The sequence below is a fragment of the Saccharothrix violaceirubra genome (genome assembly GCF_014203755.1).
GTDB lineage: Bacteria > Actinomycetota > Actinomycetes > Mycobacteriales > Pseudonocardiaceae > Actinosynnema > Actinosynnema violaceirubrum.
Window position 1 is genome coordinate 1152800 of record NZ_JACHJS010000001.1, and the last position, 25143, is coordinate 1177942.

A 25143-nucleotide genomic window follows, 5' to 3' on the forward strand; every position below is an offset into this window, starting at 1 on the left:
ACCGTATGGCACGGCTGAACACGCACGTGTCCGTGAACGGCGACTGGTACGGGCCCGACGACGACGTGCCGGACGAGGTGGCGGACCGGATCACCAACCCGGACGTGTGGTCCGAGCCGCCTTCCCGACGCGTCCAGGAGTCGGAGCCCGACGCCGAGGGTGAGGGCGAAGGGCCGGCCGACATGCCGGTTCCGCCTCCTCGGCGTGGCCCGGGTTCGGGAGGCCCGGCGTGGATCGAGTACGCCCGACAGGTCGGCGTCACCGGCGAGTTCGACTCCAAGGACGCGCTGATCGGCGAGCTGGAACGGCGCGGCCTGCTGCCGAAGGAGGCGTGACGCGGTGGCCACGTACGCCCTCCCGTCGGACGTGGCCACCCGCCTCGGCCTCGGTGGCAGCGGTTTCGACGAGGACGAGGAATCCCAGGCGCTCGCGCTGCTGGAGGACGTGTCTGCGGTCATGCGGTCACGTCTGCCGCTGCTGGACACGTGGATCACGGCCGGGCTGGTCGGCGCCGACACCGCCAAGGCCGTGGCCTGCTGGCTGGCGATGGAGTGCATCACCGTCGCCACCACCGGCGTCGGCAAATCCGGCGAGACCCACCCGGAGCACGCGGTGACGATCCGCTCGGCCGCAGGGCTGGACCTCTCCGACGCCCAGGTCGCCCAGCTCACCCCCGCCGGCGCGCGGGGCAGCGGGAGGCCGTTCTCGATCCGACCCGGAGGTGACTGACTGGTGAGCATCATCCGACTCAGGGACGTCGACGGCGACGTCCACTACACCGAGCAGGGTTCGCAGGCCGCGCGGCGGCTGCTGGACGAAGGCGCGGTCGACCTGGACGCGCCGACCACCGGAGGGGAGGTGGCGGCCGATGCCGCACCTGCCGGACCGGGTGACGATCACGACCCCGCGCCCGCCGACGACGGACCCGGACAGCGGAAACGAGCTGCCCGGACCGCCGATCGTGGAGCGGAACCGCCCGGCGCGGCTTAGCCAGCAGCCGGTCGCGAACGTCGGCGGCCAGACCGAACTCGTTGCGGCACAGGACACCACGGTGTCGCTGTGGACGATCCTCGTCGGCCCTCGCACCACGCTGACGGCCGAGTCCGTCGTGGTCGACGAGGCCACCAAACGCAAGTGGGTCGTCGTCGGCGCCGTGGCCCGCCGGCCCGAACATCACCCCAAGTACTTGGCCGCCGGCGCGCGGCTCATCTCCGACATGCAGTAGGGAGCCCACGCATGCCGCTCCAGACCAACCTCGGCGCCGCGATCACGGCGCTGCTGACCGGCACCACAGACCTCGGACCCGCGTCCACCCCGCAGAACCTGTCCTACGCGCGTACCTGGACCAGCGGTACCGCAGCCGGACAGGCAGACCTCGTGTGGGGCGACACCAACACGCTGGCCGCGTCGGCGACCACCGACGTCGACCTGGCCGGGTCGCTGACCGGACCGCTCGGCGGGACGATCACGTTCGCCCGGGTCAAGGCGATCCTGTTGACCGCCGACGCCGGGAACGCCAACAACGTCGTGCTGGGCGCGGCGGCGTCGAACGCGTTCGTCGGCCCGTTCGGGGCGTCGACGCACACCGTCGCCGTCCAGCCCGGCGGCAGCGTCCTGCTGGTCGCGCCCGGCGCCACGGCGTGGCCGGTCACCGCGTCGACCGCGGACCTGCTCCGGGTGGCGAACTCCGGCGCGGGCACGGCCGTCACCTACAGCCTGCTGATCGTCGGCGCGAGCGCCTGATGGGCGCGAAGGTCACCGTCTACTCGGGACAGGCCGTCGCGGAGGCGAACCGCATCTCCACCGAGTATCGGCGGCGGATCGCCGAGCGGATCGCCGCCGACGCCCGCGCCGAAGCACCGGTGCGCACGGGCGAGTACCGCGAGGGCATCGGCACACGCTCGGACGGCGACCGGGTGTTCGTCGAGGACACCGACCCCGAGTCCGTGTTCAAGGAGTACGGCACGGTCGACACCCCGCCTCATGCCGTGGTCACCGACGCGGCACGCCGGTACGGCCGGTACAGCGGGTGGCAGCCTCGGGGGTGAGCCGTGGAATCGGTGCTCCCGTGGATACCGCCGGCGATCCGACGCCTGCTGCTGGCCGACCCACTCTTCGCCGCGGCGGTGCCCGGTGGCCGGGTGTCCACACGCGCCCCCGGCGACGTGACCACGCCGTTCGTCACCATCCAACTGCCGACACCTCTCGGTGCGATGGGCGGCGGCGGGTACAAGCCCCTCGTCCAGGTCGACGCGTGGTCCGCGACGGTCGGCGGTGACGACCCGGAGGGCGTGGTGTGGCGGATCGCCATGACCGCGAAGAACACGCTGGAGCGGGCGCGGAACGTGCCGTACCAGTCGATGCACTACTCGTGCCGGGTCCTGGACGCCGGCCCGCTTCCCCCGGATACCTCGCGCGGCACCTCGTCGCCGCTGTACCGGGCGATGGTCCGCGTCGAGATGACCGTGCACAACACCTGACCCCGGCCCGCCGTGGGCTGGCCGCCTTGCGCGGCGGGCCGGACCTCCCTGCGGCGGCCACGAGATGACACCTCCAAGGCGGCCGGCCATCAACGAGCCCGACTGACGGGCCTTGAGTAGGAGGTTGCAGTGAGCACCTACGCAGACCCGTCCAAGGCGGTCGTGTGGCTGGACGGAGACGCTTTCCGCGCACCCGCCGGTACCGCGCTGCCGGCCGACATTTTCGCCGCCAGCCTTTCCGGCTGGGAGGCGTTCGGCGGCATCAAGGCCGGTTTTACCGTCCAGCGCACGCAGGAAATCACCAAGTTCACGATCTTCAACGCCAACGGCACTTACCTGTCGGTCAAGGGCGACGAGGACGGAACGATCAAGATGCGCCCGGTGGACATGTCCAAGGCCACCGCGCTCACCCTGCTCACCGGTGGTTCCATCGTGGCCGCCGCCGGCGGCTACGAGTGGGTCAAGGGTGACGACGAGAAGTTCGCCTACATCTGCCGGGTGTCCGCCGGAACCAGGCGAAAGGCGTACTTCCTCAAGAAGTCCGAGCTGGCCAACATTCCCGACGACGTGCTCAACGACGAAGACCTCGCCGGTTGGGACATGGAGATCAGTCCGTTGATCCCCGACGACGGGTCCCGGTTCATCCGCGTGTTCACCGAATCCAACCCTCTCGCCTAGGAGTGAGACATGACGCAAGGCGGCCACGACGTGCTCGACCTCGACGACGACACCCCCATCCCGCTGGCACCGATCGAGGTCTCGGTGTTCGGTCGCGTGTGGACCGTGCGACGGGAGTGGACCCCGGCCGACGCCATGCGGTACTGGGTACTGGCCCATCGGCGTAAGGACGCCGAGGCGATGGCGCTGCTGGTCGGCGACGGCGACGCGGCGGCGTTCGCCGAGATCATCGCCGCGGTGCCGTTGGAACGCAGCCAGGGCAAGCTCCGCCGACTGCTCAAGATCGCCGGGCTGCTCGCGCGTGACGCGCAGGACGAGGAGTCGGAGGGAAAATCCTCGGCTACCTCGCCGCCGCCCGGGGAGGATGGCGGGACGCACTCATCGCCGACTTCCGACAGTGGTACCGGGTCTCCCTGAACGCGGCGTGGACGTCGTGGCCGGTCGCCGAGTTCGTGGCGTGCGTCGACAGCCTGCTGCACCGACCGGATTCGGCGCTGGCCCGACATCTCGGCCTGGACTGGTCCGCGCACGAGGAGAACACCGCGCGGCTGTACGAGGTGCTGCACTACGGCCTGCAGCTGACGTGGGCTGACCGGACCGTCGATCCCGACGATCCCGAGGTGCGCCGCCGTCGCATGCAGGACGAACGCAACGGTGTCCGCCCGCCGAAGGCCCCGATCCTGCCGCCGGTCGCCGTGCGTCCCGCCGCTGCCGCAGAGCGTGCCCGCGAGTCGTATCTGGCGGAACTGGCCGCGTGGACCGCTCCCGTCGCGTCCGAGCGGGTGATGGTCGACTCGGACGAGTTCGACCGCATCCTCGGCCTGGACTCGGAATAGCCGGGTGAGGGGGTGACCCCTCGTGGCCGGTGGCCGGATCGACATCGAGGTCGCTCCAGACCTGTCCAGGTTCCCAGGGGACCTGTCGTCCGGGCTGAAAGCGCAGACCGGACTGGCGTCATCGCTGGGCCGGGGACTGGGGCTCGCAGTCGCCGCCGGAGCCACCGTCGCCGCGGTCGGCCTGAAGAAGGTCATCGACCTCGGAGTCCAGTACACCGCGAACCTGAACGAGTTGCAGGCGGTCACGTCCGCGACCGGGTTCGAGATGGCCCGGGTCGGCGAGACCGCCAAGGCGTTGGGCGCGGACATCTCCCTGCCGGGCACCAGTGCGGCCGACGCCGCTGCGGCGATGAAGGAGCTGGCCAAGGGCGGCTTGGACGTCAACGAGGCCATGACGGCGGCCAAGGGGACGCTGCAACTGGCCGCCGCCGCCCAGGTCGAGGCCGCGCAGGCCGCGGAGATCCAGTCCGACGCGCTCAACCAGTTCGGCCTCGCAGCCGACCAGGCCGGGCACGTCGCCGACGTGCTGGCCAACACCGCGAACGCCGCCTCGGGCGAGATCACCGACGTCGCCAACGCCCTGAAATATGTGGGTCCGGTCGCCAAGACGGTCGGCGTGGACATCGACAACGTCGCCACGGCGATCGGCGTGGTCGCCACCCAGGGCATTCGCGGCGAGCAGGCCGGTACGTCGCTGCGTGGCGTGCTGGCGTCGCTGGCGGCACCGTCCAAACCGGCCGCCGAGGGCCTCAAGGCACTCGGGATCGAGGCGTTCACCGCCGAGGGCAAGTTCGTCGGCCTGCGGGCGATCACCGAACAGCTCGCCGCCGCCAAGGGTCGGTTGTCCGAAGCGGAGTTCACCGCAGCGGCAGCGACCGCGTTCGGCAACGAAGGCCTGACGGTCGCGTCGGCGCTGGCGTCGTCGGGCGCGGCGGCGTTCGACTCGATGGCCGGGGCCGTCACACGTGCCGGGGGGGCGGCGGACGTCGCCGCCGCGAAGACCAAGGGTCTGGGCGGGGCGTGGGAGGGGTTCAAGTCCCAGGCCGAGACCTTCGGAATCGAGATTTTCGAGGCGATCGACGGGCCGTTGGAGCAGGCCGTGCGCGCGGCCACAGACCAGCTTTCCAAGCTGGGCCCGGCCATCGCGGACGGCATCGACACTGCGGTCGCGGTCGGCGAGCTGTACGGACCTCGGATCGCGGCGGCGATCGAGGCCCGCGCGGACGTGGTGGCGCAGGCAGGTCGGGACGTGCTCGGTCCGCTGGTCGAGGGCGCGATCGGCCCGCTCAACGCGGCCGTGAACACCGCACTAGGCCTGTGGGGCAACTTCACCGGTGTCCTGGACAACGCGGTCGACGCAGCCGCTCCGGCCGCCCAGGGCCTGGGCGCGGTGGCACAGGCTGCGGCCGATGGGGACGGGCCGGTGTCGGCGCTGGCGTCCGGTCTCGGGCTGGTCGGTGACGCGGCCCAGGCCGCGTCGGGTCTGCTGGTCCCGATCGGCGAGATCGTCGGGGTGATCGCGGCCGGATTCGCCGCCCTGCCCGGCCCGGTCCAGAGCGCGGCCGTGGCGATGGGCTTGGTCGCCGCGTTCCGCGGCCCACTGACCAACCTGGGCACCACGGTCCGGGACCGGGTCACCATGCCGTTCCAGCGGCTCAACGAAACCGTCCGGCTCCAGCAGGCACTGCTGACCGGGTCGACACAGATCGCTACGACCCAGGTCGGCCGTCTGGGGTTGGCGTTCGCCGCGCTGGAGGCCCGTGTCCCGGTCATCGGGCGCATGGCCGACTCGTACCGGACTGCGTCGACGGCCGCGCAGGGGTTCGTGACCCAGCAGTCTGCGGTCGCGCAGGTCGCGGCCGGGATCAGTGGCCAGTACACGGGTGTCGCGAACGTCATCCAGCGCACCGAAGGGGCGCTTCGGGCCACGGCCGGTGCCGCCGCCGGCACGGCGGCGGCGCTCGGGACGGGGCTCCAGTCCGCTGCGACGGGCCTGGTCGGCGCGCTCGGCGGCCCGTTCGGGGTCGCGATCGCCGCCGCGTCCGTAGGGCTGTCCCTCATCGCGGACCGGCAGGCCAAGGCCGCGCAGCAGGCGCAGCAGCACGCGAGCCAGGTGGACAGCCTTACGGCCGCGCTGGTCGAGTCCAACGGCGCCATCACCGAGTCGGTTCGTGCCGCGCAGGCGAAGACGTTGCAGGGCACGAAGGTGGCCGACACCGACCGGAACGTGGCCGACGCCGCCCGTGAAGCGGGGATCAGTCTGTCCGACCTGACGGACGCGACGCTCGGCAACGGCACCGCGCTCGACGGTCTACGCCACAAGCTGGAAGAGGTCGTCAAGGCCGGTACCAAGTATCAGGACACGGCGACGGGCTGGAAGTCCGGGCAGGTCGAGACCGTCAAGACCATGTCGGACGAGGCACGGGCCGCGGAGTCCCTGCTCGGTGAGATCAACAAATTGGCCGACGTCTACGGCGAGTCCAAGCGCAAGCAGGAGGAGTTCGACCGGGCCGTCCGCGAAGGTCGTGCGTCCATAGTGGATGCGACGTCGTCCGGACGCGCGTTGGCCGGGGCGATGACGACGCTGTCGGACGCGACCGCGTCCGCCGACGACAAGGCCCGCGCGCTCAAGAACGCGCTCGACGCGCTGTCCGGCGGACAGATCGACCTCGAGGAGGCCACGTTCCAGGTCGAGGAGGTACTCGACCGGCTCGGCGAGACGTTCAACAAGAACACGGACAAAAGCAAAGGGTGGGGCACCGAACTCAACAACGCCGGCGCCGCCCTGATCAAAGCGGACGGGTCGATCAACGGAGCGACGCAGAACGGCCGGCTGCTGCGGGACACGCTCGAAAGCCTGACCGAGGCAAGCGCTTCGGTCGCGCAGAGCACCTACGACATGGCCATCGCCCAGGGCGACTCGGTGCCTACGGCGACGGCGAAAGCCACTGCCGCGGTCAAGCATTCCCGCGACGCTTTCATCGCTCTCGCCGAGGACATGGGTCTGAGCGCGACCGAGGCGGCCAACCTCGCGACGAAAGCCGGGTTGATCCCGGAGAACGTGGCGATTCTGGTGTCCACGCCGGGCAGTGACAAGACCCGTCAGGAACTGATCATGGTCAAGGGGCTGGCCGACGCCCTCCCTCCGGACAAGCCGATCACGGTGAGATCGCTGTCCGACGAGGCCAAGGCCAAGTTGATCGAACTCGGCTACACCGTGGTCACCACGCCGAACAGCGTGACGATCACCGCCAACTCCGACAAGGCCCAGCAACAACTCAACGCGTGGCTCAGCACACCCGCGACGAAAACCGTCTACGTCAACTACGTCCTACCGGGCAACGCGGGTTCGACCGAGCGGATCGGTACGCCCGGCACCGGCGGACTCGCGGCGGGCGGCATCGTGGCCGCGGCCTACGCCTCGGGTGGCGTGCACAAGCTGACGCCGATGCGCGCCGGATTGGCGCGGATCGTCCCGCCGAACACCTGGCGCATCGTCGGTGACCGGGTGGTCGACGACGAGGCGTACATCCCGATCAACAGCTCGGTGCGGTCGGCGTCGCTGCTCGCGGAGACCGCGTCACGCATGGGCTACGACCTGATCCGCAGGTTCGCAGTCGGCGGCTTCGCCCGCGGCGGCGAGGGAAGCGGGTCGGCCCCGGTTCTGCCCGGTGTGGACGGATGGCGGATCTCCGGCGAGCTGCGGGTCAACGGCCTGGACGGGCACATCGACGGCCGGATCGGCACGGCCATGGACCGCGCGGGCACCGCGCTCACCAGAAGGACGAGGTAACCGATGCCCACCTATCGCGCGCCCAAGGACTACCTTTTCGGACAACTGTCCGCGTCGGCGACGAACTCCACGACCACGTTGACCAGCAACGACTTCACGAATCTGCCCACCACGTACAGCTCGACCTACGTGCTGCCGCTGGCGCTGTCGGACGACACGCTCAAGGTCTACGAGGTCGTGTGGGTCACCGGACACGCCTCCAGCTCCAACCAAGTCACCGTGGTCCGCGGCAAGGAAGGCAGCACGGCACAGACGTGGTCGTCGGGTACGCGATGGCAGTGCGCGCCGATGCAGTACGACGGCCTGGGGGTCACGTCGCGGGCCGGCCTGAACGCGGATCCGCACGTCGGTCAGCGGCGCATGCTCAACGACGAGGGCTTCGTGGTCCAGTCAACGTATGCGCAAGGCTGGCAGGCTGATGTCGGCCTGGCGAACCCTTCGGAGTACGGCAAGACCATCGCCGGCGGCGCGATACCGACCTGGGCTTCGGTGATCGCCCGGGGAAACATCGTCAACGGCACCACCAACGGCTCCGGTCAGATCCCGGTCACCTACACCACGCCGTTCCCCACCGCGACGCTGACCGTGGTGACGACGTGGATCACCGGCTCGGCGTCCTGTGACACGCGCCTGTATCCGGGCTCTCAGACCGCGAGCGGGTTCAGCGTGTACGTGGTCGCGATGGCCACCGGCAGCACGGTCGGCTCGGGCATCACGGCGACGTTCAACTACATCGCCCACGGCTACTAGGAGCGGGGGGCGGCATGGGCTGGGCTTCCGACGCCTACGGACTCGCTCCCTGGGCGGGCGGCTACATACCGAACGTGCTGCCGCCGGGCTGGACTCCGGTTCCGCCGCCGGTACCGGGCGCGACGACGGTCTACACCGTCGCCGCGCCGACCGGCACCGGTCCGTGGGGGGTGCGGACGTGGGGCGGGGCGATGCCGTCGGTGGCATCGCTGCCCGGCGGGGTCAGCGTCGCCCCCGATCCCGAGGCCGGGGTGGTGCGGGTGTGGGCGTGGTGGCCGGACGCGGCGACTCTGCAACTGGTCCGGGTCGGCGAGGACGGCGTCCGCACCCCGGTGCGTGGCGCGTACGGGCTGACCGTCACCGAGCAGACCCGGCGCAACCTGGTCCCCAACCCGTCGATGGAGGCCGGGCTCAACGGCTACCTGCCCGTCGACGGCAACACGACGCTGTCCTCGGTCGTCGACCCTGTGTGGGCGGCGGCGGGCACGGTCGCGCTGCGCATGGCGTCCACCACCACGACCACCGGCGTGGTCGTGCCCGGCACGCTGCCCGGCACGGGCGGCTACACCCTCGCCCTCAACCTGGGCCTGACCGCCGTGCCGTCGACGGTGACCGTGACAGTGGCCTGGCTCAACGCCGCCGGGACGTCGGCCGGTACCACCACGCTGACCGCGACGGCCGATCAGATCGCGGCCAGTGTGAACCGCACCAACCGTCTGGTGTGGACGTTCTCCGCGCCGGGTACGGCGGTCACCGGCGCCGCGACCCTCACGATCACCGGCCTGACCGTCGGCCAGTACGCCCACCTCGACGCCGTCGTCGCCGAACGCGGCACCACGGCGGGCGACTACTACGACGGCGACACGCTCGGCGGACTGTGGACCGGGACCGCGGAGCTGTCCACGTCCGTCCTGTCCCCGGTGCGGCAGATCGTGGACGGCGAGTGCCCGCTGGACGTGCCCGTCCGCTACGAGGTGGCCTCCCCGGCGATCATCGGCGGCAGGGCCACGTCCACCCCGGTGATCCTGGAGTCCGGCGACCGGACGTGGCTCACCCACCCCGAGTACCCCGAGTCCCCGGTCCAGGCGCACGCCACCGCCACACCGACACGTGACCACGTGCTGCGCCAGGCGCTGCACCCGATCCTCGACTCGCCCTATCCGGTGGCGGTGTCGGCCGCCCAGCGGTCCGCGCCCGGCGGCGAGATCCAGCTCGTCACCTCGACCTTCGAGAAGCGCGACCAGGCTTTGGCGCTGCTCGGGTCGGGCACGCCGGTGCTGTGGCGCACCCCGGCCGGGTTCGGCGACGGCGACGGCCAGTGGATCACGCTCGGCACGGTCGTCGAGGATCCCGTCGGCCAGAAAGGCTGGGGGTCCGTGCGTCTGCTCACCGCGCCCTACCAGGTCGTCGAGGCCCCGGCCGACGTGCTGGTGGCCTGATGTGGGCCCAGTCCACCCGGGCCGCCGCGACGATCACCCGGTCGCACTCGGTCCGGGTCCGGGCCACCGCCTACGGCCGCACGATCGGCACCCTGGCCGGGCTGCCCGTGGTGGACGGCGAGGTGACGGTGGACTCCGGCTCCCAGGTCCGCCGGACCGGCACGGTCGAGCTGGCCTCGCCGTCGCTGTGGCCGTACGACCCGGCGGACATCCTGGCCCCCTACGGCACCGAGGTGCTCGTCGAGTACGGCATCGTCGTGTCCCGCACGGTCACCGAGTGGGTGCCGATCATCCGGGGCCTGATCACCCAGGCCACGCGCACCCGCGGCGCCGGGGGCAGCGGGCCGATCACGCTGTCGCTGGCGGACCGGTCGATCAGGGTCGCCGAGGACCGGTTGGACGCACCGGCCCAGACCGTGTCCGGCGCGACCACCGTCGCCGAGATCACCCGGCTGATCCAGGAGAGCATCCCGACCGCGACCGTGGTCGACCGGACCGGGTCCACCCAGGTGGCGGCCGTGCTCGAAATCGAGCGGGAGCGGTGGGCCGACGGCGTCGAGAAGCTCGCCGACAGCATCGGCGCGGAGGTGTACGCCGATCCGATCGGGACGTTCGTGATCCGCCCGCAGCCGCTGCTCACCGATCCGGTGGTGTGGCAGGTCGCCTCCGGACGCGGCGGCATCCTCGTGGAGCGCACGGACGACCTCACCCGCGAGCGGGTCTACAACCGGGTGGTGGCCACCGGGGAACGCACCGACGGCACCCCGCCGGTCCGCGCCGTGGTCTCCGACACCGACACCACCAGCCCCACCTACTACGGCGGCGATTTCGGCAAAAAGCCGTACTTCTACACCTCGCCGCTGCTGACCAGCACGGGCATGGCCACGACCGCGGCGACCACGATCCTCGCCCGCGCCCGCGGCATGCAGGCGTCGGTCACCCTCGACGCGATCGTCAACCCGGCCCTGGACGCCGGGGACGTGATCCGCGTGGTCGACGAAGGCCGCACCACCACCCACATCGTCGACAAGCTCACCGTCCCGCTGGGGGTGGGCGGCGTGCAGACGATCTCCACCCGCTCGGTCGACCTGGAGCCGTGATGGACCTGCACGCCGCGATCGACATCGCCTTGGCCGAGCTGCGCCGGTCCGCGCGCGCGACCGGGACCGTGTCCGGCACGTCGGGCACCAAGGTCGTGGTCGCCGTCTCGGGCGGCACGCTCACCCTGCCCCGGCTCGCCTCCTACACGCCGACCGTCGGGGACGTGGTCGTCATCGACACCCTCCAACCCGGCGCGTGGCTCGTGCTGGGAAAACCCGCCTGACGAAAGGGGAAATCCCGTGGCCGCGACCCTGGCCGAGTCCTACACCCTGACCCGTGTGGCCTCGTTCGTCGAACGTGTCGCTGTGGCGGTGGCCAACGCCGCCGTCGCGGTCGCCACCGAGACCCCGGAGAACACCGAGCGGTCCCGGCTGCGCCGGGCACTCGCCGCGCGGATCGCCGAGAACCGCGACGGCCTGGACTACGCCGCCCGGTTCGCGCTCCTGGTCGCCCGCAACCCGGCCATCGTCCTGGGCTCGTCCGACAACGACATCCAGTTCACCGTGAACTCGGTGTGGGACGCGGTCGCCGGCGCCGAACCCCCGCCGCAGCCCTGACCGACGAGACGAGGACGGCACCGATGATCGTGATACCCAGCGGCCGGCACCCGCACGAAATCCTCCTGATGGCCGTGTTCGTCCTCGCCGGGGTCGCCGGGCTCATCGCTCCGCGGCGCTTCAGCGGGCAGACCCTCCAGGCGCTGCCGCACTCGACCCTGCTGCTGTTCTACGGCGTGCTCGCCGCAGGCGGACTGCTCGCCCTGGTCGGCGTTTTCCTGCCCGGTCTGCGCGGGCCGACGGTGGAGATGTACGGGCTGACGCTGCTCGCGGTCGTGCTGATCGGCTACGGCGCCGCCGTGTGGTGGGCGTTCGGCGCACGAGGCTTTTTCTTCGCGCTGATCACGATCGGGATCGGCGCCGCGAACGTGTGGAGGGCCGCGCAGATCAACGCCAGCATCGCCGCCGCCCGCAGGACCCTCAGAGCGCTCGGTGACGCCCCGTGAGCGCCGCCGTCCTGCTCCAGTGGGCCAGCGCGATCGGAGGCATCGGGGCGGTCGGCACCGCCGTGGCCCTGCCCCTGACCCTGCGCCGGATGCGCGCCGAGGTCCGCAAGGCCGAGACCGAGAGCGACAAGGTCGAGGCCGAGGTCGCCCAGGTGCTCTCCAGCACCGCCTTGGCACTGCTGGCACCGGCCCGCGCCGAGATCGAGGAGCTGGAGCGTCGGCTGCGCCTGGCCACCGACCGCGCCACGGCGTTGGAGGCCGAGGTGCAGACGCTGCGCGGCCAGGTCACGGCCATGTCCCGCGAGATCACCGGCCTGCGCGAGGAGAACACCGCCCTGCGCTCACATCACTGACCACTCTCCCAACCCCCCCACCCACACCTCCGAGGAGGTGGCATGGCCCAAGTCCTCGACTACTCCGCAGGCATCCCCGGCGGCGCCGCGATCAAGGCCGCCGGTTACGCGGGCGCGGTCCGCTACATCGGACTGCCCGGCTACACCAAGAGCACCACACGGTCCGAACTGGACGACTTCACCGCGCACGGCCTTGGCATGGCTTTGGTGTTCGAGCACCTGGCCAGCGACTGGCGGGGTGGCTACCTCGCCGGGTCCGAGAACTACCGGCGTGCACGACAGCACGCGACCGCCATCGGATTCCCCGCCGACAGGCCGATCTACATGGCCGTCGACCAGGACGTGGTCACCAACGCCGAGTTCGGTGTCGCGCTGGCCTACATCCGGGGCGCCCGCGACGCGGCCGGAGGCGATCCCGGCCTGGTCGGGGTGTACGGCGAGTACGACGTGTGCGCGGCCGTGGCCGCGTGGCGCGGACCGACCGGCGACCGGCTGTGCGACTGGTACTGGCAGTGCCGGGCCTGGTCCGGCACACCCGTACGGCTGCTCGACGCACGACACCTGTACCAGCGTGTCGGCACCGTCACCGTGGGCGGCGTCGACTGCGACATCAACGACGTGCTCCAGGACGACTGGGGCCAGCACCTGGAGGACTCCGTGGGCGTGAACGACTCGCTCGGCGAGGTGACGGTCGGAGGCAACACGTTCTCCCTCACCCTCGCCAAGGCGGTGAAGGAGCTGTACCTCGGCGCCTACGAGGGGGGCGGGGACGCGGGCAGGCTGCCCGCCTACATCGCGGCGAACACCGCCGCAGCGGCGTGGGACACGCCGCTCGACAACAGATACGGCGGCCAGGTCACCGCGAAGACGATGCTCGCCTACATCGACCAGCACGTGAACGACGTGCGCGCCGAGCAGGCCGCGCAGCGCGAGATCCTGGCCCAGCTCGCCCAGCACCCGGACATCACCCCGGAACGGCTGGAGCAGGTCGTCCGGGACGCGGTCCAGGCAGCGAACACCGCCCACCTGGCCGAGGTGACCGCCGTGGTCCGTGAGATCGTCGGCGCCCGCGACGAGAACCTGGCGGACGAGGTCGTCGACGAGATCGGCCGCCGTACCGCGAGGGCTGCCTGATGCGCGTGCTCGGCCGGGAGCCGGCCTACTGGATGAGCCTGTGCGCCGCGCTGCTCGCGCTGGCCGGTGCGTTCGGGTTGCCGCTGACCGTGGAGCAGCAGGGCCTGCTCAACGCCTTGTTGGCTGCGGTGTTCGGCGCGATCACCGCCGCGCTGGTGGCCGCCGAGAAGTCGGTGCCTGCCTTGGTGGGCGTGTTCAAGGCCGCGATCGCCGTCGGGTTGGCATTCGGCCTGCGCCTAGCCCCTGAGGTCCAGGCGTCCGCGCTGGTCGTGGTCGAGCTGGTGTTGACCGGTCTTCTGGTGCGGCCCAACGTGGTCGCGTCCGTGCCGCCGTCGGAGAGGCTGGCCATGGTCGGCCCGGACGGTGTCCAGCACGCGACGTTCGGGTTGCGCGGCTAGCCTCATCCCTACGTCCACGGGTTTACGTCTCGTGTCCGTCTCGCAGCAACGCCCCGTCCACCTCTGGTGGGCGGGGCGTTGTCGTGTATCGGTTGACACCGGTCCGCCCCCGGGTACAGTGAAGTCCGCACTCCCGGTGCGCAGCTGGCGGTTACTTCATGGCGTTGAACACCGCAGGCGACTTTGATCTCGGGAGCCCACAACTCCACACGTGCCCGGTGCGCAGGCGAGGGTTACTTCCACTACTAATGGGCGGTCGCAGGTTCGAGTCCTGCCAGCGGCTTCGGCCGTTGTAGCTCAGTTGGCCAGAGCAGCTACGTCACCTTCGCCGACTTGATCTCGGGCCGTGTGGGGCTGTATCTCCCTCTCCGTAGAGAGGTCGAGCAGTGTCCAGGTTCAACACCGCCACGGCACGCCCGGTCGGCTCGGGTCCGATCCACACGGAGTCGACGCCGTCGACCCTCACCCACGAGGGCGCCCCCGGGTACGCGCGGGACACCAAGTCCGCGCTGTTCCTGCTCGCGGTGTCCAACATGGCCGGCGAGGACACCTACTACGAGAAGGCCGGCGACCGCGACGCGCGGTACGCGGACCTCGTTCACGCCGCTGCCCTGGAAGACCCGAAATGGACGGCGCGTTTCCTGGCGTGGCTGCGGTCGGAGGCGAACATGCGCTCCGCGCCGCTGGTCGGTGCCTGCGAGTTCGTCCGCGCACGCCTGACCGCGCAGCGGCGACGGCGTGGTGCCAACCGGGCCGTGATCGCGTCCGTGCTCCAGCGCGCCGACGAGCCGGGTGAACTGCTCGCGTACTGGACCTCCCGGTACGGACGGGCGATTCCGAAGCCGGTGAAGCGCGGGGTCGCGGACGCCGTGCTGCGTCTGTACGACGAGCGCTCTCTGTCCAAGTGGGACTCCGCTGGGCGCGGGTTCCGGTTCGGTGACGTGCTCAACCTCGTCCACCCGACCCCTCGCGCGGACTGGCAGGGCGACCTGTTCCGGTACGCGCTCGACCGCAGGCACGGCAACGCAGAGGAGATCCCCGAGTCGCTGACAGTGCTTCGTCAGCGCGGCGACATGCTGTCGTGGCCGGTGGAACAGCGACGCGCCCTGTTCGCCAACGACGTCGTTGCCTCCTCGGTCCTGCGTACGGCGGGGATGACGTGGGAGTCGGTCGCCGGGTGGTTGCAAGGACCGCTCGACGCGCGCGTGTGGGAAGCGCTGATCCCGTCCATGGGCTACATGGCCCTGCTGCGCAACCTGCGCAACTTCGACGAGGCAGGGGTGTCCGACCAGGTCGCGGCGTCCGTGTCGGCGCGGCTGGCCGACCCGGGCCAGGTGGCGAGGTCGAGGCAGTTCCCGTTCCGGTTCCTGTCCGCGTACGAGGCCGCGCCGAGCCTGCGCTGGGGCCACGCCCTCGACCAGGCGCTGCAAGCCTCGCTCGCGCAGCTGCCCGCGCTGCCCGGCCGGTCGTTGATCCTGATCGACACGTCCGCGTCGATGACCGGCACGTCGTTGTCCGCCAGGTCCAAGGTCACTCCCGCCAAGGCTGCGGCGGTGTTCGGCGTCGCACTGGCCGCCAAGGGTGTCGACGTGGACCTGCGCGGGTTCGCCTCCGGCGAGTTCGTGCACACCGTCCCGCGCGGCGGGTCGGTGATCCGCGAGGTCGACCGGTTCCTGTCCCGGATCGGCGAGGTCGGCCACGGCACCGACATCGCCGGCGCCGTCCGCCGCAGCTACAACGGCCACGACCGGGTGGTCATCGTCTCCGACATGCAGACCATGACCGGCGGCGTCGACACTGCAGTCCCCGGGCACGTGCCGGTCTACGGGTTCAACCTCGGCGGCTACCGGGCGGCGGCCATGGCCACCGTCGGGAACAGGCACGAGTTCGGCGGGCTGACCGACGCGACGTTCCGCATGGTCCCGCTGCTCGAAGCAGGCCGGAACGCGGACTGGCCGTTCTGACCGCCCGGTGCCCGCCCGCGAATCCCGCTGGCGGGCACCGGGTCAGCCGCCCAAGTCCCCGAGCTGCAGGTCGACCGGCAGCGTCGCCCCGCCCCCGATCAGGATGGTCGTGACGTGCGGCAGACAGTCGACGCCCGAGCACGTCTCGTAGGCGTCGTACGCGCTTTTGACCTCCCCGATCAAGGCCGTGGCCTTGGCGTAGTGGTCGGGGTTCGGCTGCGATTCGATCGCCTGCTCCACCGCGTACGCCACGTTGACGATCCAGATCAGCAGAGCAGCGCAGTTCTCCGACTTGACCACAGCCGGGGCGCAAGCGCTCGGCGGTGCGCTGTCGGTGGCCTGCTTGAACAGCGGCCCGTAGCGGGTGTACAGGTCCCCGGTCGTGGCACTGGAGGTCACGACCGAGGACGTAGTCGCCGAACTAGGTGGTGGGCTCGCGGTGGGCTCGTTCGGTGCGGTGGAGCAGCCGGCGAGCAGGAGGGCGGCGGCGACAGCGGCGGTACGCATGCCTGCCTGTCGCCACCACCGGCCCCGGTCGTTACTCCGCTCACTCGATCAGGGCTTCACGCCGAATGCAGGCGGTGGATCGTCGCTGCCGCCCGCCTATTCGGCTCCCCCTTCGCCATGTAGATGTTCTGGGTCATCGACGGGTTGGCGTGCCGCAAGATGCCCGCGATCTCGCGCGCGGAATGCCCGCCACGGTCCAGTGCCGTGGCGACCGTCTTGCGACCCAGGTGCGTGGTGAATCGCGGATAGCCGATCCGGATCCGCATCCGCCGCACCGCCCGCTGCACGTTGGACGGCGTGCGCCAGCCTCCCAGAGCCGACGGAAAAATCGCCGTTCCCGGAAAGACCTGGTCGGGTTTCCGCGCCCGCAGCAGATCGACCAGGAACTCGGGCATCACCACGACGCCGCGCGAAGTCGCGGTCTTGCCCTCGTGGCGGACCACTCCCTTGCCCGTCACGGACACCAGGTTCGCGTGGAACCAGACGCCACCGGCTGGAACGACGACCTCCTCTTCGGAGTCGCGCATCCGGATCGCGTCCGAGCCGAGGTTGACGTCGCCCCATTGCAGGGCCAGCGCCTCGCCGAAACGCGCGCCCGTGCCGAAAAGAAGCCGGATCAGGTCCCGCAGGTCCGCTCGTGCCGAGTACCGGTCGCCGTCGAGCCGCGCCAGGAAATCCACGAGCTGCTTGTCGTCGTAGGCGGCGACCGCTTTCTTGCGCCCGTCGTCTTTGATCTGTCCCATGTCGCGCACAGGATTGCGGCCGAGCAGCCCGCGGTCGACGGCCTCCTGCAGGACTCCGGACAGCACGGTGCGCACGCCGCGGCGAGTGGGGGCGGACAGGCCGTTGGCCTTCATCGCGGACAGCACGCGCCCGAGCCTGCCGGGTGTGCACTCGCGTAGGTACAGGTCTCCGATCGCTGGCAGCACGTGGCCTTCGAGGCGGCCCTTGTAGCGGTCGTAGGTGGTACCGACGTGCTCGGTCCTGATCCGATCGAGCCAGACGGCGGCGACCGCGCGGAACTTGGTGTCCGCCCCGGCCGGGAGGTCCTCGTTGAGGATTTCGGCGAGGGCGGCCTTCAGTGCGGCCTTGGCCTTGGCCTCGGTGGTCGCACGGCGTTCGAGTCGTCCGACCTTGCCCGCGTAGTCGCGGTAGCGGCAGTCGGCACGCCATTTGGCGGGCGTGACGTCGCCGGGGGTGAGTCGGGTGGTGTTGATCTCGCCGTAGGTGCCGATTCGGAGCGGTGGGCGTGGCATCTGAGGTGCCTCCGTGAAAAAGGAGGGTTTGCGACGGTAGCGGCCTACTCTACCGGCCCAGAAGCTTCCGTTCCACGGCGCTGACCTGCGTCTATCTGGTGCCCCCGGTGCGACTCGAACGCACACTGGACGGATTCCGCGCCCGCCAGGTCGTAGCCGACCTCGGTTGGGGCACGTTGTGAGCCGATCTCGCGTTGTCGCCAGATCAGCCGTACCGGTATTGGCGGCGATCCTCGTCGTCGGTTCGACCGCCGGTACCGCGCTGGCCGCGGAAGATCAGCCCGCGCCGTCCGTCGCCACCGCGACGGGCCTGGACGCGGGCATGGTGGACACCAAGGTCGTCGACCGGTTGTCCACCGCGACCGGCACGGTCACCGCGTTCGTCGAGCTGGAGGCCAAGCCCGCCGTCGACGCGTACGAGGAGAAGGCCGACCAGGGCGGGACCAAGCAGCAGGCCAAGGACGCCGCCAAGGCGTCCAAGGCCGAATCGGGCAAGGTCGCGGACTCCGTCGTCGGCGACCTCAAGGGCAAGGACGGCGCCACCCGCGAGCTGTACCGGACCGCCAACGGCGTGCCGGGCGTGGTCGTGCGGGCCGACGCGGAGAAGCTGCGCGAACTCGCCACGCGGTCGGACGTGAAGTCCATTCGCACCGTCGTGCCCAAGCAGCGCACCAACGCCAGCGCCGTGCAGCTGACCAAGACGCTCAACGCGTGGCAGAGCTACGGCAAGCTCGGCGACGACACCCGCATGGGCATCATCGACACGGGCATCGACTACACCCACGCCGACTTCGCCGGTCCGGGCACGCCCGAGGCGTACAAGGCCGTCGACCCGACGAAGGTCGACCCGTCGTTCTTCCCGACCGCCAAGGTCGTCGGCGGCTACGACTTCGTGGGCGACGCGTACGACGGCGAGAGCCCCGACCCCGAGATCAACACGCCCAAGCCCGACCCGAACCCGCTGGACTGCAACGACCACGGCACGCACGTGGCGGGCACCGCGGCCGGTTTCGGCGTCAACGCCGACGGCTCCACGTTCAAGGGCGACTACACCAAGCTCACGCCCGAGGCGCTCAACGCCATGCGCATCGGCCCCGGCACCGCGCCCAAGGCCCTGCTCTACGGCCTGAAGGTGTTCGGCTGCACCGGCTCCACCAACGTCACCAGCCTCGCGCTGGACTGGTCGCTCGACCCGGACGGCGACGGCGACTTCTCCGACCACCTCGACGTGGTCAACCTGTCGCTGGGCTCGGACTACGGCGCCCCGGACGACCCCGACAGCCTGTTCGTGCGCAAGCTGAACAAGGCCGGCGTGCTGACCGTGTTCTCGGCCGGCAACGGCGGCGACCTCTACGACATCGGCGGCTCGCCGGGCAGCACGCCCGAGGCGCTGACCGTGGCCAGCACCCGGGACGCGGCCGTCCTGCGCGACGCCGCCGAGGTCACCGCGCCCGGCGCGGTCGCGGGGTCCAAGCCCGGCCAGTACAGCCAGTCCTACGACTACGCGGGCAAGGACACCACCAAGCCCGTCGTGAAGCTGACCGACCCGGCCAACCTCGACGGCTGCCTGCCGTTCTCGGCCGCGGACAAGGCCGCCGTCGCGGGCAAGTTCGTGTGGCTGGAGTGGGACGACAACGACGCCACCCGACGCTGCGGTTCGGCGGGCCGGTCCAACAACGCCTCGGCCGCCGGCGCGGTCGGCGCGGTGTTCTCGTCGGCGTTGGAGAACTTCAACGCGGGCATCGCGGGCAACGCGGCCATCCCGGTGTTCCAGTTCACCGGCTCGGCCACCGCTTCGCTGCGCCCGGCGCTGGACGCGGGCACGCTCGTCGTCCGGCTCGCCGGCGACCTGCGCACCTCGCTGCCCACCTACAACCAGGCGCTCACGGACACGCCCAGCACGTTCACCTCGCGTGGCGTGCGCGGCCCGGTCGTGAAGCCGGACGTGGCCGCGCCCGGCGACACCATCGCCTCCGCGCTGGTCGGCTCGGGCAACAAGACGCTGGTCATCAGCGGCACGTCGATGGCCGCGCCGCACACCACCGGCATCGCCGCGCTGGTCCGCCAGGCCCACCCGGACTGGACGACCGAAGAGGTCAAGGCCGCGATCATGAACAGCGCGGGCGCGGACGTGAAGGAGAACGGCAAGACCTTCGCGCCCAACCGCGTCGGCGCCGGTCGCATCGACGGCAAGGCCGCGCTGGACAACCAGGTCCTGGCCTACGTCGAGGACGACAAGGGCGCGGTGTCCGCGTCGTTCGGCACGGTCGAGGTGGCCAAGCCGGTCGCGCTCACCAAGACGATCAAGGTCGTCAACAAGAGCACGAAGTGGGTCGACTACAAGGTCGGCTACGAGGCGCTGACCACGATCCCGGGCGTGGCCTACGAGCTGTCCGCCGAGACCGTCCGGCTCGCGCCGCGCGGCGTGGCCAAGGTCCGCGTGACGCTGCGCATCACCGACCCGAAGGCGCTGGCCAAGACCGTCGACCCGACGATCGTGCCCACCCAGCTCGGCGTGCCGCGCCAGTTCCTGGCCGACGCGTCGGGCCGCGTGGTCCTCACGCCCAAGAGCGGCGCGACCGTGGCCCTGCGCGTGCCGGTGTACTCGGCGCCCAAGCCCGCCGCGGACATCGACACGGTGAACACGCTCCAGTTCAAGGGCAAGAACACCCAGGCCGTGCTCAACCTGACCGGCCGGGGCGTCGACCAGACCGGCTACAGGTCGCTGATCAGCGTCCTGGAGCTGCAGGCCACGTCGCCCAAGCTGCGCGACTGCAAGCGCAACGTCACGACGAACTGTGCGCTCAACGAGACGGCCAAGGGCGGTGACCTGCGGTTCGTCGGCGCGGCGTCCACTGCGCCGCTGGCCAGGCAGCAGGGCAAGGCGGCCGACTCGGTGCTCGGGTTCGGCATCGCGACCTGGGGCAACTGGTACAACCTCGGCAACAACACCAGCCCGTTCGTCGACATCGACACCGACGGCGACGGCACGTTCGACTTCGAGGTCTACGCGACCAAGCTGTCGGACACCGACCTGCTCGTGGCGGCGACGGTGAACCTCGCCACCGGCGCGACCGTGAGCGTCCAACCGGTCAACGGCCAGTGGGGCGACGTGGACACCAACGTGTTCGACACCAACGTCGTCGTGCTGCCCGTGCCGCTGGTCGACCTGGGCATCGACCCGAACGGCTCGACCGCGCGGCTGTCGTACCAGGTGGGCGTGACCGGGTTCTACAAGGCACCCGGCGCGACCGACGGCCTGGTCGACTCGATCGGCAAGAAGCTGTCGTTCGACCCGCTCAAGCCCGGCCTGTGGGTGCAGGGCGGCGGGGACGCGGCGCTGTCGTACCAGTCCAAGCCGGGCACGGCGCTGGTCGTGAACCGGGACGCGGCGGCGCTCGCGGCCGATGGCGCGGACAGCCTGCTCGTGATCAACCACCACAACGCCACCGGCGACAAGGCGGACGTGGTCAAGGTGCGCGGCGGTGCCAAGGCCGGCGCGTAAGGACGCGTAGGTGGGCTGATCCCACGTTGCATCGCTCTGGCCGGTCGGGGTTGCCCCGGCCGGCCAGAGTCGTTTAGACCGTTAGGGTTACACCCGAAAGGCGGTACTGAACCGTTCGGGTGTCCCGCAGTCCGGGAGAGATGGCCTCTCAGGGGTGTTCGGGTGCGGCCCGCGCGGCACGGGCCGGTAGCCTTTCGCAAAGGAAACTAGTCCCGAGCAATGGGACTGATACCTGGGAGGTGTGTGGATGCGGCTCGCAGTGATCCCAGGGGACGGGATCGGGCCCGAGGTCGTCGCCGAAGCGTTGAAGGTGCTCGGTGAGGTCGTTCCGGCCGCCGAGATCACCCGCTACGACCTCGGAGCGGCGCGTTGGCACGCCACCGGTGAACTGTTGCCCGAATCCGTGCTCGGCGAGTTGCGCCAGCACGACGCGATCCTGCTCGGCGCGGTCGGCGACCCGTCGGTGCCGAGCGGAATCCTGGAACGCGGCCTGCTGCTGCGGCTCCGGTTCGAGCTGGACCACCACGTGAACCTGCGCCCCGCCCGGCTCTACCCGGGTGTGCGCAGCCCGATCGCCGACCCGCCTGAGATCGACATGGTGGTCGTGCGTGAAGGCACGGAAGGTCTCTACGCGGGCAACGGTGGCCTGCTGCGCAAGGACACCCCGCACGAGATCGCGACCGAGGTGTCGATCAACACCTCGTTCGGGGTCGAGCGGGTGGTGCGCGACGCGTTCGCGCGGGCCGCGAACCGGCCGCGCAAGCACTTGACGTTGGTGCACAAGACCAACGTGCTGACCCACGCGGGCTCGCTGTGGTCGCGGGTCGTGGAGGAGGTGTCGTTGCAGCACCCCGACGTGACGGTCGCGTACCAGCACGTCGACGCCGCGACGATCCACCTGGTGACCGACCCGGCGCGCTACGACGTGATCGTGACGGACAACCTGTTCGGCGACATCCTGACCGACCTGGCCGCCGCCGTGACCGGTGGCATCGGCCTCGCGGCCTCGGGCAACCTCGACGTGACCCGTCGCAACCCGAGCATGTTCGAGCCGGTGCACGGCAGTGCGCCGGACATCGCGGGCCAGGGCATCGCGGACCCGACGGCGGCCGTGCTGTCGGTGGCGCTGATGCTCGACCACCTCGGCGAGTCCGAGGCGGCCCGGCGCATCGAGGCGTCGGTCGCGTTCGACCTGGCGACCCGGGACCACACCAGCCCCGGTGCCACCTACGCCGTCGGCGACCGCTTGGCGGCCCTGGTCTCGTCGAACGCCCGCGCGGGCGCCTGACGCGCGAGTCCTCCACTCAGGCACCCCGAAATACGCGTTCGGGCACCCTGAAACACGCACTCGGGCACCACACGACCTCGTGTGGTGCCCGAGTGCTTTCACCCTCCAACCCGCGAGTCCTCCACTCAGACGCGCGAGTTATGCGTTCAGACACCGCGAGTTGTGCACTCAGACACCGCGAGTCGCGCACTCAGGCATCACAAGTCGCGCACCAGGCCACCGCCGACCGCGCTCCCGGACACCACGAGCCGGGCCTCCGATCTCCCGCTGAACGGGTGACCCCAGGGGCTAGCGAACGCTTGCGTCACACCACAGTGTGGGAAAAACGGCCCGTGGATTGGTCACCGCCGCCGACCCTGTGGCAGTATCGCCGACGTGGCTCTCCACACCGCGATCATTATTTCCCAGCGCGTCGGGTAAGTGCTCCGCAGAGCACCCGACGCGCAGACCTCTCGCATCCCGCGGGGGGTCTTTTTGTTTTCCGTGAAGACTTCCAGGAGACCCTCGTGACCACGCTCGGCGATTCCTTCCACGTGTACGACACGACCCTGCGAGACGGCGCGCAGCGCGAGGGCATCTCGTACTCGGTCAGCGACAAGATCGCGGTCGCGCGGCTGCTGGACTCGCTCGGCGTCGGCTTCATCGAGGGCGGCTGGCCAGGGGCTTTGCCGAAGGACACCGAGTTCTTCGCCCGCGCCGCCGCCGGCGACCTGACGCTGAAACACGCCCAGCTCGTGGCCTTCGGCGCCACGCGCAAAGCGGGCGTCAAAGTCCACGAGGACCAGCAGGTCCGCGCCCTGCTCGACGCGCAGGCGCCGGTCGTGACGCTGGTCGCCAAATCGGACCGGCGGCACATCGAACTCGCGCTCAAGACCGACGTGGCCGAGAACTTCGCGATGGTGCGCGACACCGTGAAGTTCCTGGTCGACGAAGGGCGGCGGGTCTTCCTCGACGCCGAGCACTTCTTCGACGGCTTCGCGTTCGACCCGGACACGGCGTTGCGCACGCTGGAGTCCGCTGTGGAGGGTGGCGCCGACGTCGTCGTCCTCTGCGACACCAACGGCGGCCAACTCCCCCTGGGACTGGCCGAGACCGTGCACGACGTGGTCGCCCGGACGGGCTTCCGCGTCGGCATCCACTGCCAGGACGACACGTCCTGCGCGGTGGCCAACACCATCGCGGCGGTGCAGGCAGGGGCGACCCACGTGCAGTGCACCGCCAACGGCTACGGCGAGCGAGCGGGCAACGCGGACCTGTTCGCCGTCGTCGGGAACCTCGTGACCAAGCTCGGCCTGCCGGTGCTACCCACCGAATCGCTGGCCGAGTTGACCCGGGTCTCCCATGCCCTCGCCGAGATCGCGAACATCGCACCCGACTCCCACCAGGCATACGTCGGGTCGTCGGCCTTCGCCCACAAGGCGGGGCTGCACGCGAGCGCGATCAAGGTCGATCCGGAGCTGTACAACCACATCGATCCGGAGACCGTCGGCAACGGCATGCGGGTACTGGTCACCGAGATGGCGGGTCGGGCCAGTCTCGAACTCAAGGGACGCGAGTTCGGGATCGACCTGACCCGCCGGCCCGACGCCCTGACCAACGTGGTGCGCAAGATCAAGGAGCTGGAGGCCGCCGGCTGGTCGTTCGAGGCGGCGGACGCCTCCCTGGAACTGCTCCTGCGCGACGAACTGTCCGAATTGGACGCGCCGCCGTTCACGCTGGAGTCCTACCGGGTCGTGCTCGACCACCAGAAGGACGGCGGCATCGTCTCCGAGGCCACGGTCAAGGTGCACGTCGGCGGCGAGCGCGTGATCGCCACCGCCGAGGGCAACGGGCCGGTGCACGCGCTGGACGCGGCGTTGCGCAAGGCGTTGCGACCCCATCTGTCCTGGGTGGACAGTGTGGAGCTGAACGACTACAAGGTGCGCATCCTGACCGACCAGCACGGCACCGACGCCGTCACCCGCGTGCTCGTCGAGTCGACGGACGGCGAGCGCGAGTGGACCACGGTCGGCGTGCACGGCAACATCGTCGAGGCCAGTTGGCTGGCCCTGTGCGACGCGCTCGTGCACAAGTCCCTCAGCCCGTCACAAGCGTGAACCCCTCGGCGGAGAGCACGGGCCGCAGCGGCAGGAAGTAGGCCGTGCAGCCCGAACCGCCGAGCAGGTGGCCCTGAGCCTGTGTCCCGCCCAGCACCGGCGCCCACTCGTCGCCGGGCAGCGGGCACAGGCTCGCCTTCGTCAGGCCGGTGATCGTGCCCTCCGGGTAGTTCACCGTCGCGTTCTTCCGCTGGACGGTGCCGCAGCGCTTGCCGCCGCGTTGGCTGAAGTAGCAGACCTGGCCGCCGATCGCGGTCTCCGTCGCGCCCGCGACGGTCCCGGTCGAACCGACGACGGTGGGGGACTGGGTCTGTCCGGGGGCGAGATCCGCGACGGCGTAGGTCGTGCGGACGGCCTTGATGGTGCCGACCAGGACGCCGCCGGCGTGCAGGGTGGTACCGACGGGGCCGCAGCGCGGCGACAGGATCAGGTGGCCGCGGACGTTGAAGCCGTTGGTGCACCGGGCACCGGTCGACGTGGTGAGCGTCGCACCCGCCGCTATCGGCGGTGCGGCCGTCGTCAGGGACAAGAGGAGTGCAAGCAGGGTTCGCATTCCTCTCAA

The 25143-nt window shown here is 70.6% G+C and carries 27 protein-coding genes; 24 read left to right on the top strand and 3 right to left on the bottom strand.

Annotated features, from left to right (window positions below; genetic code table 11):
* Positions 1–5 precede the first annotated feature (5 nt).
* From F4559_RS05930 to F4559_RS06030, 21 genes are all read left to right on the top strand, one after another.
* Complete coding sequence (locus tag F4559_RS05930) at positions 6–335, top strand: hypothetical protein (protein ID WP_184666581.1); 330 nt, start codon at positions 6–8, stop codon at positions 333–335.
* A gap of 4 nt (positions 336–339) precedes the next feature.
* On the top strand, positions 340–729 hold the full coding sequence (locus F4559_RS05935) for a hypothetical protein (protein ID WP_184666582.1): 390 nt from the start codon (positions 340–342) through the stop codon (positions 727–729).
* Between the two features lie 3 nt (positions 730–732).
* Positions 733–990, top strand: a complete 258-nt coding sequence (locus F4559_RS05940) for a hypothetical protein (RefSeq protein ID WP_184666583.1) — start codon at positions 733–735, stop codon at positions 988–990.
* Entirely contained in the window at positions 962–1225 is a 264-nt protein-coding gene (locus F4559_RS05945) for a hypothetical protein (RefSeq protein ID WP_184666584.1), read from the top strand. The genes F4559_RS05940 and F4559_RS05945 overlap by 29 nt, the downstream gene beginning before the upstream one ends.
* An 11-nt stretch (positions 1226–1236) precedes the next feature.
* Entirely contained in the window at positions 1237–1743 is a 507-nt protein-coding gene (locus tag F4559_RS05950) for a hypothetical protein (protein ID WP_184666585.1), read from the top strand.
* Positions 1743–2048, top strand: coding sequence for an HK97 gp10 family phage protein (locus F4559_RS05955; RefSeq protein ID WP_184666586.1), 306 nt, complete (start codon positions 1743–1745; stop codon positions 2046–2048). Before F4559_RS05950 ends, F4559_RS05955 begins: the two co-directional genes overlap by 1 nt.
* Positions 2049–2051: 3 nt before the next feature.
* The gene (gene gp17, locus F4559_RS05960; protein WP_184666587.1) at positions 2052–2480 is read left to right on the top strand and encodes a tail completion protein gp17; all 429 of its coding nucleotides are present in this window, start codon (positions 2052–2054) and stop codon (positions 2478–2480) included.
* Between the two features lie 129 nt (positions 2481–2609).
* On the top strand, positions 2610–3158 hold the full coding sequence (locus F4559_RS05965; protein WP_184666588.1) for a hypothetical protein: 549 nt from the start codon (positions 2610–2612) through the stop codon (positions 3156–3158).
* Positions 3159–3167: 9 nt separating this feature from the next.
* Entirely contained in the window at positions 3168–3575 is a 408-nt protein-coding gene (locus F4559_RS05970) for a hypothetical protein (RefSeq protein WP_184666589.1), read from the top strand.
* Between the two features lie 35 nt (positions 3576–3610).
* Positions 3611–3994, top strand: coding sequence for a hypothetical protein (locus tag F4559_RS05975; RefSeq protein WP_184666590.1), 384 nt, complete (start codon positions 3611–3613; stop codon positions 3992–3994).
* 22 nt (positions 3995–4016) lie between these two features.
* The gene (locus tag F4559_RS05980) at positions 4017–7787 is read left to right on the top strand and encodes a phage tail tape measure protein (RefSeq protein WP_184666591.1); all 3771 of its coding nucleotides are present in this window, start codon (positions 4017–4019) and stop codon (positions 7785–7787) included.
* Between the two features lie 3 nt (positions 7788–7790).
* Complete coding sequence (locus F4559_RS05985) at positions 7791–8537, top strand: hypothetical protein (protein WP_184666592.1); 747 nt, start codon at positions 7791–7793, stop codon at positions 8535–8537.
* A 14-nt stretch (positions 8538–8551) separates the two neighbouring features.
* Positions 8552–9976 carry a hypothetical protein gene (locus F4559_RS05990; RefSeq protein ID WP_184666593.1) on the top strand — a complete coding sequence of 475 codons (1425 nt, stop codon included), beginning with the start codon at positions 8552–8554 and terminating at the stop codon, positions 9974–9976.
* The gene (locus F4559_RS05995; protein WP_184666594.1) at positions 9976–11076 is read left to right on the top strand and encodes a DUF5047 domain-containing protein; all 1101 of its coding nucleotides are present in this window, start codon (positions 9976–9978) and stop codon (positions 11074–11076) included. The genes F4559_RS05990 and F4559_RS05995 overlap by 1 nt, the downstream gene beginning before the upstream one ends.
* Positions 11076–11300, top strand: a complete 225-nt coding sequence (locus tag F4559_RS06000; protein ID WP_184666595.1) for a hypothetical protein — start codon at positions 11076–11078, stop codon at positions 11298–11300. Before F4559_RS05995 ends, F4559_RS06000 begins: the two co-directional genes overlap by 1 nt.
* Before the next feature lie 16 nt (positions 11301–11316).
* Positions 11317–11634 (top strand): hypothetical protein, encoded by a 318-nt coding sequence (locus tag F4559_RS06005; protein WP_184666596.1) that lies wholly within the window; start codon positions 11317–11319, stop codon positions 11632–11634.
* 23 nt (positions 11635–11657) lie between these two features.
* Complete coding sequence (locus tag F4559_RS06010) at positions 11658–12080, top strand: hypothetical protein (protein WP_184666597.1); 423 nt, start codon at positions 11658–11660, stop codon at positions 12078–12080.
* Positions 12077–12433 (top strand): hypothetical protein, encoded by a 357-nt coding sequence (locus F4559_RS06015; RefSeq protein WP_184666598.1) that lies wholly within the window; start codon positions 12077–12079, stop codon positions 12431–12433. The genes F4559_RS06010 and F4559_RS06015 overlap by 4 nt, the downstream gene beginning before the upstream one ends.
* A 42-nt stretch (positions 12434–12475) precedes the next feature.
* Positions 12476–13567: a DUF1906 domain-containing protein gene (locus F4559_RS06020; protein ID WP_184666599.1), complete on the top strand. Its 1092-nt coding sequence runs from the start codon at positions 12476–12478 to the stop codon at positions 13565–13567.
* On the top strand, positions 13567–13965 hold the full coding sequence (locus tag F4559_RS06025; RefSeq protein WP_184666600.1) for a hypothetical protein: 399 nt from the start codon (positions 13567–13569) through the stop codon (positions 13963–13965). Before F4559_RS06020 ends, F4559_RS06025 begins: the two co-directional genes overlap by 1 nt.
* Positions 13966–14351: 386 nt before the next feature.
* Positions 14352–15929, top strand: a complete 1578-nt coding sequence (locus tag F4559_RS06030) for a TROVE domain-containing protein (RefSeq protein WP_184666601.1) — start codon at positions 14352–14354, stop codon at positions 15927–15929.
* Positions 15930–15971: 42 nt separating this feature from the next.
* Here F4559_RS06030 and F4559_RS06035 read toward each other — a convergent pair whose 3' ends face one another.
* Both F4559_RS06035 and F4559_RS06040 read right to left on the bottom strand, forming a co-directional pair.
* Positions 15972–16436: a hypothetical protein gene (locus tag F4559_RS06035; RefSeq protein WP_184666602.1), complete on the bottom strand. Its 465-nt coding sequence runs from the start codon at positions 16434–16436 to the stop codon at positions 15972–15974.
* A gap of 56 nt (positions 16437–16492) precedes the next feature.
* Positions 16493–17692 carry a site-specific integrase gene (locus F4559_RS06040; protein ID WP_184666603.1) on the bottom strand — a complete coding sequence of 400 codons (1200 nt, stop codon included), beginning with the start codon at positions 17690–17692 and terminating at the stop codon, positions 16493–16495.
* Between the two features lie 178 nt (positions 17693–17870).
* Here F4559_RS06040 and F4559_RS06045 point away from each other — a divergent pair, with 178 nt between their 5' ends.
* From F4559_RS06045 to cimA, 3 genes are all read left to right on the top strand, one after another.
* A complete protein-coding gene (locus F4559_RS06045) occupies positions 17871–21197 on the top strand; it encodes a S8 family peptidase (protein ID WP_184666604.1) in 3327 nt (1108 codons plus the stop codon).
* A gap of 247 nt (positions 21198–21444) precedes the next feature.
* Positions 21445–22485 (top strand): 3-isopropylmalate dehydrogenase, encoded by a 1041-nt coding sequence (locus tag F4559_RS06050; protein ID WP_184666605.1) that lies wholly within the window; start codon positions 21445–21447, stop codon positions 22483–22485.
* 506 nt (positions 22486–22991) lie between these two features.
* Positions 22992–24581 carry a citramalate synthase gene (gene cimA, locus F4559_RS06055; RefSeq protein WP_184666606.1) on the top strand — a complete coding sequence of 530 codons (1590 nt, stop codon included), beginning with the start codon at positions 22992–22994 and terminating at the stop codon, positions 24579–24581.
* Here the strand turns inward: cimA and F4559_RS06060 are convergent.
* Complete coding sequence (locus F4559_RS06060; protein WP_184666607.1) at positions 24562–25134, bottom strand: S1 family peptidase; 573 nt, start codon at positions 25132–25134, stop codon at positions 24562–24564. The two genes, cimA and F4559_RS06060, sit on opposite strands and share 20 nt — an antisense overlap.
* Positions 25135–25143 lie beyond the last annotated feature (9 nt).

Coding starts and splice junctions, on each gene's coding strand:
- F4559_RS05930 (WP_184666581.1), top strand. CDS start 6: ATGGCACGGCTGAACACGCACGTGTCCGTGAACGGCGACTGGTACGGG.
- F4559_RS05950 (WP_184666585.1), top strand. CDS start 1,237: ATGCCGCTCCAGACCAACCTCGGCGCCGCGATCACGGCGCTGCTGACC.
- F4559_RS05955 (WP_184666586.1), top strand. CDS start 1,743: ATGGGCGCGAAGGTCACCGTCTACTCGGGACAGGCCGTCGCGGAGGCG.
- F4559_RS05970 (WP_184666589.1), top strand. CDS start 3,168: ATGACGCAAGGCGGCCACGACGTGCTCGACCTCGACGACGACACCCCC.
- F4559_RS05985 (WP_184666592.1), top strand. CDS start 7,791: ATGCCCACCTATCGCGCGCCCAAGGACTACCTTTTCGGACAACTGTCC.
- F4559_RS05990 (WP_184666593.1), top strand. CDS start 8,552: ATGGGCTGGGCTTCCGACGCCTACGGACTCGCTCCCTGGGCGGGCGGC.
- F4559_RS05995 (WP_184666594.1), top strand. CDS start 9,976: ATGTGGGCCCAGTCCACCCGGGCCGCCGCGACGATCACCCGGTCGCAC.
- F4559_RS06000 (WP_184666595.1), top strand. CDS start 11,076: ATGGACCTGCACGCCGCGATCGACATCGCCTTGGCCGAGCTGCGCCGG.
- F4559_RS06010 (WP_184666597.1), top strand. CDS start 11,658: ATGATCGTGATACCCAGCGGCCGGCACCCGCACGAAATCCTCCTGATG.
- F4559_RS06020 (WP_184666599.1), top strand. CDS start 12,476: ATGGCCCAAGTCCTCGACTACTCCGCAGGCATCCCCGGCGGCGCCGCG.
- F4559_RS06025 (WP_184666600.1), top strand. CDS start 13,567: ATGCGCGTGCTCGGCCGGGAGCCGGCCTACTGGATGAGCCTGTGCGCC.
- F4559_RS06035 (WP_184666602.1), bottom strand. CDS start 16,436: ATGCGTACCGCCGCTGTCGCCGCCGCCCTCCTGCTCGCCGGCTGCTCC.
- F4559_RS06040 (WP_184666603.1), bottom strand. CDS start 17,692: ATGCCACGCCCACCGCTCCGAATCGGCACCTACGGCGAGATCAACACC.
- F4559_RS06050 (WP_184666605.1), top strand. CDS start 21,445: ATGCGGCTCGCAGTGATCCCAGGGGACGGGATCGGGCCCGAGGTCGTC.
- F4559_RS06060 (WP_184666607.1), bottom strand. CDS start 25,134: ATGCGAACCCTGCTTGCACTCCTCTTGTCCCTGACGACGGCCGCACCG.